Below are 15,017 nucleotides of genomic sequence, written 5' to 3'. Positions count from 1 at the left end.
CAACAGAAAAAGGCTTCATAGCAGTATCGGTTATATGACTCCTCAACAGCTTGAAGATGCTTTAAGAAAAACTGCATAAAAATTTGAGTTTTTGTGTCTACTATATTGACATAAATCCAAATGTATGATGATGTCGTTACTACAATTGCTTAAATACTCTCTATAGGTAAAAAGAAAAAAACAACAAGGGTGATGTTTTTTTCTTTTTACCTTTCGGTAGTAATTTTATAATTAGATTAATTTATTCTTTCATAATTGCTTACTATACTAATTTTCATCCTTTAACTTCCTCTTCTAATATTGATTGAATTCTAATAATTTTTGATTATTTCCTAATACTATTATTGTATTACTATTTAGGAGGTAATCTTATGAAAAATGATAATAGAAGAACATATACAAAAGAAAATGGGCTAAGACATACAAATAAGACACAAAATCAAAGAGCAAATAATAGCTATAATTTCACTATTAAGGAACCTGAACTTAATGAAAGTGGAATAGAAGCAAAAAAAGAGGATTTTAAAGAATAGGCTATGTTTTAATTAATATCTATATTAATTATAATAGTTAAATATAAATAAACTTATAAAATATAACCTAAATTTGTATTATATAAAGCATAGAAAAAATAAGTATTAGCTCATTTGAGTTAATACTTATTTTAATGCTAACTTATTAAATTATTTCCTTTTACCATTATTCATAGCATTAAGATACATAGCTAAAGATCTTAAATCGTTATTAACTGAATTGTTAGTGTTAGTATAATCTATTCCTGATGAGGTAAGCATACTCATCAATTTATCCATATCTACTGTAGCGCTTTTTCTTTTACTACTTGATTTTTTGTTTTGCTGATTATTAGGTGTATTCATACCACCCATAAACATATTTATAAGAGGACCTAAACTACTTAATAAATTTCCACCATTCATACCACCCATTCCATTCATAAGAAATGAAAGAGGGTTATTCATCATATTTTGTCCAGCCATTGGGTTGTTTTGCATTGGATTATTACCCATTTGTCCATTTCCCATTAGGCTTCCCATTAAATTGCCTAAATTAAGGTTTTCATTCATTGAATTGCCACCCATTTGATTTCCATTCATCTGGTTTCCACTCATTTGATTTCCACCTATCATAGAACTTAATAACATATTAAAAAGTGGATTTCCTCCAGCTTGACCACTCATCTGATTCCCAAAAGCCATATTGGGAATTCCACCATTCATATTAGGCATTCCGCTCCCCATTAAACCCTGGAGCAGCATATTTATCATTTCCATAAGATATCTCCTTTAAATTGTTCTTACTATATACATATTGCTGAAGGATTCTTTTGACACAATAATTTATAATATAAAAAGACACAATAATTTATAATATAAAAAAGGTATTATATAGATAGTAAATATCTATATAATACCTTTTAACTATATTATTTAAGTAATTGAACTATTTCTTCAAGCTTTTTACCACCAAAGTAAACTTTCTCATCATTTATTATTAATGCTGGAACACTCATTATTTTATGTTTATCCTTTATATCCTTAAAGTTTGATAAATCTAACATTTCTGTTTCAATGTTAGGGTTTTCTATAGCTATTCTTTGAGCTGCCATTACTACATCAGGGCAAACATGGCATGAAAGAGATACCCCAACTTTAATGTTAATTTTCTTATCAATTGACCTAATTTCATTTAGTAACTTTTCATCTATTGCTTGACCAGGACCAGCTAAATTATAAATTGCAATTATAAATGAATTTAATTCATGTCCTCCAGGAACTCCATGGAATTTCACTCCACTATAATTATTATCTTTATCTAGTAATGCTGCTACTGGATATTTATCTGCATTGATCTTAGCTTCCATTTCAGGATTTTCTCCCTTTTTATAAATTATTGCAGAAACTTTATCACTTAAGTCTGATATATCTAGAACTAGATCTCTTAATTCAATTGATTTTTTATTACTTTCATCCACTATTGAAACTAGGGAAATATTATTTTCTATCTTAGATAAAATAGCTTTTAATTGATTTCTTAATGCATCATTTAATAAATTGCTTTTTCCTGCTAAAGCTTTATTATCTATATTAACTTCTTCCTTCTTACTTTCTACTAGATTTTCCTCTGCCTCTTCTTCAACTATTCCAAGTCTTTCTTTTTCGGCAGTAATATATCTTTCAGCATCTGTTGCTGCAATGGCACCATCTGCCACTGCTGTTACTACTTGTCTTAATAACTTAGGTCTTAAATCGCCGGCAGCATACACACCTTTAATATTAGTTTGCATATTTTCATTAGTTATAATATATCCGTATTGATCCATTTCTACTTTGCCTTTAAATATCTTTGTTTGTGGTTCATAGCCAACAAATACAAATATACCAAAAGTTCCATCTTCTTTAGGAGGGAAATATTCTGAAGTTTCTTTAGTAACATTATTAATTAATTTCACAGATCTTAAAAGATCATCTCCAACTGCTTCTACAACTTCAGTATTAAATCTTATTTCTATCTTTTTATTAGCTTTTACCTTATCACCTATAGATTTTGCACAAGTAAAGTCTGGTTCTCTCGCAATTATAATAACTTTTTTAGCAAATCTAGTTAAAAACATAGCTTCTTCTGCTGCAGCAAAACCCGCTCCTATTACAAGAACTTCTAAATCCTTAAAAAATTCTCCGTCACAAGTTGCACAATAAGCAACCCCTCTACCACCATATTCAATTTCCCCTGGAAAACCTAATTTTCTTGGTGAAGCACCAGTAGCTATAATTACAGCTCTGCTTTGAATCTCTCCCTTATTTGTTTTAATTACCTTTACATCAGCAGTAAAATCAACGTCAATTACATCAGCTGTTTGAAACTTTACTCCAAAATTTTCAGCTTGAGTTCTCATAGCTGCTGTTAAATTAGGTCCAGTAGATTTTATAATACCAGGATAGTTTACAATTTCAGCTGTACTATTGATTTGACCACCAGTATGTTCCTTTTCAATTATTAAAGTTTTAAGCTTGGCTCTGCCTGCATATATACCTGCCGATAATCCTGCAGGTCCTCCACCTATTATAACCAAATCATATATCTTATTCATAAATTTCTCCTTTACTCCTAACAATATTATTAACTAATAATTATTATCCGTTGCTATTTTTAAAAAAATAGCGAGTTTCCTCGCTATCTTTTGATTTATGTTTTTATATTATAACTTACCAACTAGGTCTAAACTTGGTACTAGAGTTTCTTCACCTGGTGTCCAGTTAGCTGGGCAAACTTGATCACCATGTTCTGCTACAAATTGAGCTGCTTGAACTTTTCTTAATAATTCTTCAGCATTTCTTCCGATACCGTTTTGATGAACTTCGTAAGCTTGGATTTCTCCTTCTGGGTTAACTATGAATGTTCCTCTTAAAGCTAATCCTTCTTCTTCTATAAGAACATCAAACATTCTTGCTAATCTTCCAGTTGGATCTCCTAACATTGGATATTTAATTTTTGCAATTGTTTCACTTGCATCAGCCCATGCTTTATGAACAAAATGAGTATCTTCTGAAACTGAATATATTTCAGCACCAATCTTTTGGAATTCTTCATAGTGATCAGCTAAATCTCCTAATTCTGTTGGGCAAACAAATGTAAAATCAGCTGGATAGAAGAAGAATATTGACCATTTACCTAAAACATCTTCCTTTGTTACTTCCTTAAAGCTACCATTGTGATAAGCTTGAACTTTAAAATCTTCGATTTTCTTTCCTATTAATGACATAAAATTTCCTCCTTAATTACTAACAATTATTACTATGTATTAATAGTAATTATTATTTAATAAAAAGTCAATATCTTTTCTGAAAATAATTGATAAAAATCATCAATTATTTTTACAACAATTTCTAATATTAGGTTATCTTTCTATAAAAAAAGAAGCTGCTAAGCTAACTCCCTTTTCTTATAAACTTATTCTTAATATCTTTTAATTGTTTCTTTGCTTTGGCTAACTATTTCTGTTTTACTAATTCGACATTCTAATAAAAAACTAGACTTTAATGTTTTTTAAGAAAAATATCATGTAGGAAAAACAAATTGGACAATTACTGCTATTCTTTTGATGTTTATATTGTAAAAAAGCTTGAAGTCCCAAAACCTCAAGCTTTTCTACTATAACTGAAATCTGAAACTTGAAAACCGAAAACTGTATTCCGCTCCACACTAAGTTTTAGATTTTGTTTCTATCGCTTTTCTTCTTAAGCAACATATCTGTATTTAAGGTATTTTTCTCAACCTTTGATTTTTTCTCTGTCTTTTTATTCTTAGCAGGCTTCTTCTCTTCCTTTACCTTTTTACTATATTTTTCTTTAACCTCTTCTGTTACAAGAACCTTATCTTTAAGATTGTTTTCATATATTTTTTCTGATTTTTCTTTTTTCACTTTTATATTTTCTTTTCTTTTATTATCCTTATTTATTGTTTTTTTACCTTTAAGCTTTTTAAATAATACTCCAATGTCTAAGTTTAATCTTCTATAGGCTATATCTAGCATAAATAGGAATATAGCTATTAATAATAAAGAAGTTGTTAGATTTATATCTTTATAATGTTTTTCTAACTTTCCTGTAAAAACTTCTTCTGGTGAATTTATAAAGGATCCATTTGTATCTTCTACTACTGCATCTAATTTATTTGCATTTAAATTAAACTTGTATTCATCAGAATACTGCATTGCAAATCCACCCTTATAGTTGCTTTTTACTTCTCCATTAAGTTCTTCTCTTATATTAAAGTTATAAAAACCTATTGTTTCTAAAGGTATTTCTGCAGAATATTTTCCCGGCTCAACTTGAGTTAATTCAAATTCTCCTTCCTCTCCATTCTCTCCATTATATATTCCTATAACTCTTCCATCTTTATCTACATTATCATTATAAAATTCTACAACAGCCTTATTGCCTTCTTGATATATATTTAAAGTACCTTCACCCTCATATTTAGGTATTGTATAATAAACCATGTTTTTTATAAGCTGTGGACCATATTCCCAGGTTAAATAATTTCTACTCCACTGTCCATTTATATCAGAAGTAAAACTTACTGTTCTTCCAATACCATATTCCATAGCAGCTAGAACGGGTTCATCATGGTTAGAGCTTAAAATTTCAACAGCATTTTCTTTAATGGAAGTGCCTATATATCCAAGTAAACTTGGTATTCCCTCTGAAGTTTTAACTCCTGATAGAATCTCATGAGCACTTAATATTTGGGGAGTAAATTCTTCGTTTATTATATAAGTTCCAGCTGATAATAAAACTTCCTTTGCAAATATTCTTGGAATATCAGTATATATATCTGTATAATAGCTTCTTCCCTTTCCTATAGAAGCTAAATTATTTAGAAGCTCTGCATTTGCACCTTCTCCAACTGCCACTGTTGATAAGGTAATGTTATCACTATTAAACTTATTTAGTAAATCATAATAATTATCTAAGTTATATCCATCTTGACCGTCTGTTAATAATATTGTATGTTTTATTTTAGCTGAGCTTTGACTCTGAATATTATAGCCCTCTTCTAAAGCTGGATATATTGAAGTTCCTCCCCTTATCTGAATACCCGAAATTAGTCCTTCAACTTCCTCCTTATTTGTAAGCTTTTGAAGGGGAACTACTATATCATAAATATCATCAAAGGCAATTACTGAAATCTCATCTATTTCCCTTAAATTTTCTAAAGCTTTAATTGCAGCCTCTTTTGCTAAAGTAAGTTTACTTACTCCTCCACCTTCAGCAGACATACTTCCTGATTTGTCTATAATTAAGTTTATACTTATTGAAGGAACTTCATTTTTTCCCCTTTTATCCATATAAACTGGAAGAACTTTTTCTAAATTAGTATCTTTATATCCTCCAAGGGCATAGGCATCTTCTCCTCCAAAGCTAACAACTCCTCCACCATAATCCTTAACATAAGTTTCTAAATTATCTACAAATCCTTTTGCTAAATCATCTATATGAACATTGTTTAAAATTACAGTTTTATATTCTAAAAATTCGTTTAAAGTTGATGGAGCAGAAGCAGGTCCTATTTTCTTTACATTAGCTCCAGACCTTGTAAGTATCTCTTCTATGGCTTGAGAATCTCCATTTATTCCATTAATTAATAAAATATAAGGTTTATCAGTTACATTAGTAAAAGTTATTCCTTCGTTATTTACTTTTATTTGATCATCAGCTGCTTCTATTAATACTCTATAACTTTTGAAGCCTCCAGAATGTTGCTGATCCTTAAAAACAAAGGAATTTGTCCCCTTTTGTATTTTTACATTTTGTTCTCCAACTTTATTTCTTCCAGAAAATAAGGTTAATTTTGCATCTGTTGCATAATTTGATTTTACATCTATAGAAACAGAAAATTCCTCTCCTACTGATATATTATCCGGAACAGATATATTATCTACGTAAACTTCATTTCCCTTCTTTTCAGAAATTTTATAAACCTTAAGATCTATATTTTCTTGATTTATAATTGGAATAGATTTTAAAATATCACCTTTATTTTCTTCTCCATCTGTTAATAAGACTATCCTTTTGGCACTACTCTTTTCAAAAATAGCTAAAGCACTTTCTATTGCATTTTCTATATTTGTAGCTGTAACTATTGGTCTTTCCCCAAGGGTCTCATAAATCTTTTTTCTGTTTAAGCCCTTATCTAATTTTGAATTATCTCCAAATAATATAACAGCTGATTTATTACCCTTTGGTATATTTCCTATTGCCTGGGAAATAAAATCTTTTCCTGCCTCTTCAAAGCCCTCTACACTTTCAGAAAGATCAAGTAAAAATACCGTTGATATATTTCTCCCTTTTATGCTTAAAGTTATTTCTCCAAAAGCTAAAATTAACAATATAAAAATTACAATTCTACTAATAAGAACTTTAAATTCATTTTTTGAAAAGGGTCTATATTTTTTATAATTATAGTAAATAAAGGCAAAAATAATTGGTATTAATATTAAAAAGTACAAATTTCCTATTTCTATCTTCATTTTATTGCCTCCTAATTACCTTTCTTATACATAGACCACTCTAAAGCTACTATACCAATTGCCATTAAAATAAATATTGGACTTAAATTAAATCCTTTTTTAAGCTCAATTTCTTTAATCTTATTATTCATTTCACCAATACTTCCTTTACTGGTATCACTTTCTCTTTCAGATGGATAATTTATTGAAAATAGTTCTTTTTCTTTTTCACTTTCTATTTTATAAACACCAAGCTGCATTTTACCCTTTATTTCTTCTCCAGATTTTATTTCAAAAGTTTCCTTATTAGGAGTTATTACAGTCATTTCACTATTTAAATTGTTATTATTAACAATAATTTTTTCTCCATATTTATAATTACTCTTACCAGTCATTCCATTGGAAATTAAATTTTCTCCAAGTTCATAAATCAATATTGGAAATTCTTTTTTTAATACAAAATCACTATTATGAAGATCAAAGGATAAGGCTGCAATATTTCTATTATTTATAGTTCCTTTAAATCCAATTGATACTTCATCTACATTAATAAAACTTCTTCCATAGTAAGGCACATCAATTTCATTGTACTTTGCTAAAGTAAAGGTTACGGCCTCTAAATAATTAGATACTTCTCCCCTTACAGCTTTTGCTTCACTCCCTTGTCCCCCTTCTAATACTTTAAAATATTCATTAGAACTTGGATTAATAAACAATATACTTCCGCTGGAAGGCATTGTAGTAGGAGTTACATTATCAAATACATATAAATCATAATTATCACTGCTGCTTAAATTTGATAAACTGTTTGTTTTATAAACTTCAGAATTTCTAATATTGCTAAGAGCCCTTTCTAAAAATAAGTTTTGTTCTGTTACTAATAAAATTTTATTTAGTTTCTTATTTCCAAGAACATGATAATAAATATTATCTTCTTCTAATAAATCATGCCTTGAAAGCTCTCCCTTTAATACTTCATTATCTATTGCAGGAATATCAAAAGTTAAAGTTTTATTCTCCCCTACATTTAAGTTTAAAGTTTCAACTGCTATAAGCTTATCACCATCATATAAAGAAAAATCTCCTTCGTAAGCTTCACTTCCTCTATTAGTTACTGTTGCTATTACCTTTATTTTATCTTCTAAATATTTATGGGAAATATTATCGATAGATCCGTTTAAACCAGTATTACCTAAAGCTACTACTGTGCCATTTAAATCTCCCAAGGATATTTCCTTATCAGTAAATAAAATAACTTCATAATCTTCTTCTATGCTTTGACCAATTGCCTTTATAAAATTTATAGAATCGCTTATATCTCCTTGATAATAACTCTTTTCTATGCTTTCAATAGACTTTATTATTTTATCCTTGTTAATTTCCTCTTTTTGAAGAATTTTTGGACTGTTATCATAGCTTATTATAAAGGTATTAGTCTCTTCCTTTATAGAATTTATTAATTCCTTAGCTAATCTTTTTGCTTCTTCTAACCTTGTGCTATTACCGTATGTAATATTCATACTGGCAGTATTATCAATTACTAAAATAATATTCTTGTAACTCTTTCCTCCAAAGTTTAAAAAGGGCTTCATTAAAGAGAAAATCAAAGCTAAAATCGCTAATATTTGCAATAAGAGCATAATATTTTTTCTAAACTTTTCCCAAGGTGTATTAGCCCTTGTATTTTTATAAACTTCACTCCAAAGAAGAGTTGAAGAAAATACCTCTTCCCTATACTTCCTTTTTAAAATATAAAGCAGTATTAAAAGAGGAATTGTAATTAATAAAAATAAGGGCCAAAAAGCTGTAAATCCCATGAACTCCCTCCTAATACAATACTCTTTTCTTTGAAAGTTCACCTAATATAACTTCTTCAATTTCCATAGATGAATTTACACTAATAAACTTTCCATTATATTTTTTTACTAAATTTTCTATAGATTTTTTATATGAGTAAAGTGTTTTTTCGTATTCCTTAATTAAATTAGGAGTAAGACTTATTTTTATATTTTCATTTGTTTCAGAATCTATCAGGGTTATTTCACCATTTAGTTCCGGCTTTATTTCTTCAAGTGCTAAAACTTGTATTAAAATTATTTCCTGCTTTTTAAATGCTAGATATTTTAAAGCTTCTTCTAAGTCCTTTAATCCTAAATTATCGAGAAAATCGGATACTACAATAGACACTCCCTTATTTTTTATTGGTCTCTTTCTTATACTTTGAGTTAAGCTGGTTGTTCCATCAAAGCTTATATTTTCTAAATCTTTTATTATCCTTTGAAAGGCTCTGCTTCCTGAAACTTCTTTTAAGACTTGTATATTTCCACTATCTAAAAGATTAATATTTACCCTATCTAAATTATTTAAAGCCACGTAACTTAATGCTGCCACAATCTTTAGGGCCATATTTTTTTTATTTTCTTTCCCATAGTCCATAGATTTGCTTGTATCTAAGAAAAAATTAAATATTCCTTCCCTCTCCTCCATAAAAACTTTAATAAAGAATTTATCAAATCTTCCATAGGCATTCCAGTCTATTCTTCTAAAGTCATCTCCATGCATATATTCTCTGTAATCAGAAAATTCTACTGAAACTCCCTTTGCTTTTGATTTTCTACCACCTTGAGTTCCTGAGGACAATTTTAAATTAATACTTAAGTTAATTTTGTTTAATTTAGAAAAGAAATCTTCATTAAATATTCTTTCAGCCATGATTACACAACCTTTAACTCTTCTATGACTTTATCTATAATGTCATCTGTACTTAGATTTTCACTAATAGAATCAAAATTTAAAATAAGTCTATGTCTTAAAATAGGCTTTGCAAGAGTTTGTATATCTTCAAAAGCTACATTTAATCTTCCTTCCATAACAGCCCTTACCTTTGAAGCAGCAATTATTCCTTGTCCTGCTCTAGGACTTGCTCCTGCTTCCACATATTTTTTAACTATTTCTGGACTATCATCTAGCTCAGGATGAGTTGCTAAAATTAACTTTAATGCATATTCCTGTACTGAATCTGCTATTTTAACTTCCCTTATTATATTTCTTATTTTTAATATTTCTTCTCCTTCTAAAAGCTTTTCTATAATTGGTGTATTATTAGTTAAAGTTATATTCATAATTTCTTTAAGCTCTTCTAAATTTGGAAAATCTACATAAAGCTTGAATAGAAATCTATCTAACTGAGCTTCTGGAAGGGGATATGTCCCTTCCTGTTCAATAGGGTTTTGAGTTGCTAAAACCATAAAGGGTTTATCCATTTCGTAAGTTGTTTTGCCTACTGTTACTGTTTTTTCTCCCATAGCTTCAAGTAAGGCTGATTGAGTTTTAGGAGTTGCTCTATTTATTTCGTCAGCTAAAAGCAAGTTTGTAAAAACTGGCCCTCTTTCAAATTTAAATAGAGTATTATCTCCCTCTTTAACAATTATATTAGTACCTACTACATCAGCTGGCATTAAATCTGGCGTGAACTGTATTCTTGAGAACTTTAGATTTAAAACCTTAGCTATTGTTTTTACTAATTGAGTTTTACCCATACCAGGCATGCCTTCAAGCAAAACATTGCCATCAGAAAAAATAGCAATTAAAACATTTCTGATAATTTCTTTTTGTCCGATTATACCTTTACTTATTTCTTCTTCACATAATCTTATTTTTTCTGAAACTTCTAATATATCTTTTTCATTTATCGTCATAATTCCACCTTCTAATTTAACCCTTCAAAATAATTTTTTATTATATCCTTTAAACTTTCTGGAAGATTACTATTATTCGTTCCTTCTAAAGCACTATTTGTATAATCTCCAATTACTTTTTCATAATCTACTTTACTTCCATCTAAATTAAAACCATTTTTACTTTCAACAGTTTGAGAATTACCATTTTGATTTTTATTTCCAGTTAAATTTTCATCATTTCCGCCCTTTCTTCCTGGTATAAAAACCTTTTCCCCTGTCTTATTATCTATATCATTTTCCTTTCCTTCAGAACTTCCCATATTCCAGCCTTGGCCTCCACCAGAACCTTGCCCTGGTTGTTGTCCATTACCATTACCGTTGCCATTTCCATCTCCTTGGCCTTCACCATCTCCATCTCCATTACCATTTCCCCCGCCTTGACCTTCACCATTATTTCCTTCATCCCCTTGATTTCCACCCTGATTATCGCTGCCTTCATTCCCTTCATTATCATTACTGCTGCTTCCATCAGCATCTTTTTGAGTATTTTCTATAGCTTCTTTCAAATCATCTTCATCAAGTTCACCATTTAAAACTGATTTTGATGCTTCTTCAAGGGATTTTTTCAAATCTTCATCATCTACTGAGTTAGCTGCTTTGGCCAAGGATTTTGATAAAGCATTTAATTCGCTGCTGCTCATATCCTTTAATGAAGACTTTAAATTTGCAAGAGCCTTTTCTAATTTTTCCTTATCACCAGATAAAATAGCTTCCGATAAATCTTTCATTGCTTTGTTTTTGATAAGCTCATTTGTAAGCCTATTTATATCATTTCTTGCATTTTCTTGTTTTTCTTTATTGTATTCCTCTAATAAATTTTTCCTTGTATTTTTAATAGCTTCCTTACTTTTTTCATTGTCCTTATTTTTTTCAGCTTCTTTAAGCTTTAATTCCATTCTCTCTAAAACTTTATCTAATTCTTTTTTGTCTTTACTATCTTTAATTTCCTTTTTTGCATCTTCTAATATTTTTTTAAGCTCTTCTTTTTCTTCTTTACTTAGTTCTTTTATTTTTTCAATATTCTTTTTTTCTTCCTCAACCTTTTTAACAAAGTCCTCCTGAGTTTTATCAAATTTACGAATTATATCTGCTTCCTTAGCCGCTTCAGTCTTTATTGTTGTAGTTAATAAACATAGACATATAACTCCTAAAACTAATAAAAGCTGTTTTTTATCAATTTTAATTTTAAGCTTTTCTTTTAAATTAAAATTTTTAATATGCTTTAAAGTATCTTCTTTTTGAGCTCTAGAAATATTATCATCTTCATTAATAAGCTCTAAAGAAGTTATAAGTCTTTCTTTTAAGCCCTTAGAATCAACGATTAGAGCAACCTTTTTATTATTTGGACTTAAATAAAATCCAACAATTAAAATTGCAATTAAACCAAATAATCCAATAAAAGAACTTACTTTATAAACCCCTGGAAAAATAATGAATAATGATAAAAGAAGTAGAATTAAAACTAAGGATAGCAGATATTTTATAGCTACTAATCCAAAGTTCAATATAAATTCTGCCTTTATCCTTCTAGATGCTTTTTTTATAAAGCTTAAAATTTCTTTATTCAAAGAATTCATTCCTTTACTCCTTTAATTTCTTACTTTTTCTTTTAACTCTTTCTTTTTTTAAAGGATTTAACTTTACAGAAGCAAGATATAAAAATATAGCTGAAAGTACTAATTGTATACCAATAGAAATATATTCTGTATATGATGAAATACCACTATATTGGAAAAAATAAAATATTGTCTCTCTTGCTCCTAATTGATTTGATAATAAACTAATAAAACCTGTAACAGGACTTAAATAGATAATTGGATTTACTTTAATATTGGGATTCATATAATTATTTCTCATTGAAAACATAAATAAAATATAAGCAATTATAAGAATTCCAATATAGATAAATAATACTAAAAAATATGTTATTGTAGTTGAAACCTTTGAGGTTTTTGCATAAGTAGAAATAAGCATTCCTATAGCTCCTACAAAGATTGTATTAACAATGAAAAATCCAGCAAGTTCCAATATATTTACTATGCTTACCCCACCAATCAATGAACATATTCCATAGAGGGGAATAGTACAGATAATTAACATCACTACTTTAAGTGAAGAAGAAAGTAACTTTCCTATTATTATTTGAAATGGAGTTAGTTTTGTAGATAACAATATATCTAATGTTTGTTTTTCCCTTTCTGATGATATTGCACTTGATGTTAATGAGGGAACCATAAATATTAAGAATATAGCTTGAACTATAGACATTAAAACATATAAGGTTGTAGTTGACTGCATATACAACCCATTTACATATATTTCGCTGGTAAAGCTTTTATAATATAAAACTACTCCAATTGAAACTACAACTATATAGAAAAATAACATTAAAGTAAATCTTTTGTTTCTTACAGTAATTTTCGCCTCATTTCTAAGAACTGGATTGATTCTCATTATTTTTCCCCTCCTTCACTACTTTTTTCTGTTATTTGTATAAACACATCTTCTAAATTTCCAGCAGCCTTAGTAAAGCTTATTACAGGTATATCTTTAACTACTAAAGATTTCAATAAATTCTTAGCTTCAATATCTCCACCTATAATACTTACATTTATTTTATTTTCATCTGCTGAGATATTCTTTACATTTGGAGCTTCTTTTATTATTTTTATTGCTCTATCAATTTCATCAATAACAGTTATAGTTACTGGTGCAGAACCTCTTGCTAGTAGACTAACCTCGTCAACTGTACCTTGGCAGACCATCTTGCCATTTTGAATTATTCCCACTTTTGAACATATTTCACCTAATTCAGATAATATATGAGAAGATATTATTATTGTTTTACCCATGGATTTTAAATTTTTTAATATTCCTTTCATTTCATATCTAGACTTTGGATCCATCCCAGAAGCCGGCTCATCTAAAATTAATAGTTCTGGATTATGAACTAAACATCTTGCTAGACATAACCTTTGCTTCATACCTCTGGATAATCCATCTACATATGCATCATATTTATCTGAAAGATTTACAAGCTCTAATAAATCCATTGATAATTTTTTTGCTTCTTCCCCTACAATTCCATATATAGAAGCATAAAATTCTAAATACTCTATTGCCATTAAGTTATCATATACCCCAAAAAAGTCTGGCATATATCCTATTTTTTCTTTAAGAAGCTTATTTTCCTTTATAGCATCTATTCCATCAACATAAACCTCACCACTGTCTGGGGATAAAAGACCTGATACAATCTTCATTGTAGTACTTTTTCCAGCTCCATTTGGACCAATAAAACCAAATATTTCTCCCTTTTCTATCTCTAAATTTACTCCTTTTAATGCTTTAAATTTACCGTAGGATTTTTCAAGGTTCTTTATTACTAACATTATTTTTCCCTCCCCGTTACAGTGATTACAGGCATTCCTGTTTCTCCTTTATTCTCATTTATGGTTAATTTTATCTTTAAAGTATTATTTTCTAAATAATCATTAAGGTTATTTAGTTTTTCTGCTTTTGTACCAATAACAAACTTTTCATATTCACCAGTTTTATGATTGTAAACATAGGAATCTAAAGTACTTTGCATATAATCATAGACCTGAATATTTCTTAGTCCTATTTCTGTAATTTCAAGATTACTATCAATATTATAATTTATAAAAACATCACCAGCACCATAAAAAGAATTAGTTTGATTTTGATAATAAACATTTGAAGTGTAGGAATCCACTATTCCTTTAAAATATCCTTCTGGATAATAAATAATTCCATCCTTTTTTACTAAATTCAAATCTACATCTTGTACTATTAAAGTGCTATCAAATTTAGAAACTGATTTATTATCAAAATTTAATTCATAGTCTATTGGCATATCTGTAATTCCTATAAGCTTATAGCCCTCAAGATTTAATTCATAAGAAGCAACTTGAAATAATGTAGAATTTCTTATTATATTTTTGAACTCTTCTCCACTTGTATCACCTTTTGAATTAAATCTAGTATTATAATATTTTTCAGCTAAGCTTCCTCCATAACCTTCTAATCCATATGCAACTTTTACATTTAAATTTTCTATAGTCTTTTCTTCATCTTTTTTTAAGCTTCCAATCTCCCATATGCTATTATTTGATAGGAAGATTAAATTTCTTATATCATAACCAAGGGTATTTTTAATTGTTCCACTTAATTTATTGCCATCTACAAAAAGATTATTTTCTATTCTATTAAATACTTGATTATTA

General features: G+C 28.6%; 11 protein-coding genes and 1 pseudogene. 1 reads left to right on the top strand and 11 read right to left on the bottom strand.

The window, feature by feature from the left end:
* Nucleotides 1-371: 371 nt before the first annotated feature.
* Nucleotides 372-533, top strand: a complete 162-nt coding sequence (locus KQI16_RS03940; RefSeq protein ID WP_216432401.1) for a hypothetical protein — start codon at nt 372-374, stop codon at nt 531-533.
* A gap of 150 nt (nt 534-683) precedes the next feature.
* On the opposite strand, the gene KQI16_RS03935 is transcribed toward KQI16_RS03940, so the two are convergent.
* The 11 genes and pseudogenes from KQI16_RS03935 to KQI16_RS03885 form a co-directional block, all read right to left on the bottom strand.
* On the bottom strand, nt 684-1,292 hold the full coding sequence (locus KQI16_RS03935; RefSeq protein ID WP_216432399.1) for a hypothetical protein: 609 nt from the start codon (nt 1,290-1,292) through the stop codon (nt 684-686).
* 152 nt (nt 1,293-1,444) lie between these two features.
* The gene (locus KQI16_RS03930) at nt 1,445-3,109 is read right to left on the bottom strand and encodes an FAD-dependent oxidoreductase (RefSeq protein WP_216432397.1); all 1,665 of its coding nucleotides are present in this window, start codon (nt 3,107-3,109) and stop codon (nt 1,445-1,447) included.
* Nucleotides 3,110-3,217: 108 nt separating this feature from the next.
* The gene (ahpC, locus tag KQI16_RS03925; protein WP_119865876.1) at nt 3,218-3,781 is read right to left on the bottom strand and encodes an alkyl hydroperoxide reductase subunit C; all 564 of its coding nucleotides are present in this window, start codon (nt 3,779-3,781) and stop codon (nt 3,218-3,220) included.
* Between the two features lie 447 nt (nt 3,782-4,228).
* Nucleotides 4,229-7,051 (bottom strand): VWA domain-containing protein, encoded by a 2,823-nt coding sequence (locus tag KQI16_RS03920; RefSeq protein ID WP_216432395.1) that lies wholly within the window; start codon nt 7,049-7,051, stop codon nt 4,229-4,231.
* 11 nt (nt 7,052-7,062) lie between these two features.
* A complete protein-coding gene (locus KQI16_RS03915; protein ID WP_216432393.1) occupies nt 7,063-8,847 on the bottom strand; it encodes a vWA domain-containing protein in 1,785 nt (594 codons plus the stop codon).
* Nucleotides 8,848-8,857: 10 nt separating this feature from the next.
* The gene (locus KQI16_RS03910; RefSeq protein ID WP_216432391.1) at nt 8,858-9,742 is read right to left on the bottom strand and encodes a DUF58 domain-containing protein; all 885 of its coding nucleotides are present in this window, start codon (nt 9,740-9,742) and stop codon (nt 8,858-8,860) included.
* 2 nt (nt 9,743-9,744) lie between these two features.
* Nucleotides 9,745-10,728, bottom strand: coding sequence for an AAA family ATPase (locus KQI16_RS03905; RefSeq protein ID WP_216432389.1), 984 nt, complete (start codon nt 10,726-10,728; stop codon nt 9,745-9,747).
* Between the two features lie 11 nt (nt 10,729-10,739).
* The gene (locus tag KQI16_RS03900) at nt 10,740-12,347 is read right to left on the bottom strand and encodes a pectinesterase (RefSeq protein WP_216432387.1); all 1,608 of its coding nucleotides are present in this window, start codon (nt 12,345-12,347) and stop codon (nt 10,740-10,742) included.
* Between the two features lie 4 nt (nt 12,348-12,351).
* Entirely contained in the window at nt 12,352-13,224 is an 873-nt protein-coding gene (locus KQI16_RS03895) for an ABC transporter permease (RefSeq protein WP_119865882.1), read from the bottom strand.
* Nucleotides 13,224-14,162, bottom strand: a complete 939-nt coding sequence (locus KQI16_RS03890; protein WP_119865883.1) for an ABC transporter ATP-binding protein — start codon at nt 14,160-14,162, stop codon at nt 13,224-13,226. Before KQI16_RS03890 ends, KQI16_RS03895 begins: the two co-directional genes overlap by 1 nt.
* A pseudogene (locus KQI16_RS03885) lies at nt 14,162-15,017 on the bottom strand (hypothetical protein); the annotation flags it as partial. The gene KQI16_RS03890 and the pseudogene KQI16_RS03885, both read right to left, overlap by 1 nt.

The sequence above is a fragment of the Caproiciproducens sp. MSJ-32 genome (assembly GCF_018918055.1).
In the GTDB taxonomy this organism is placed as follows: domain Bacteria; phylum Bacillota; class Clostridia; order Clostridiales; family Clostridiaceae; genus Clostridium.
This window is presented reverse-complemented; position numbering and strand designations above follow the sequence as displayed.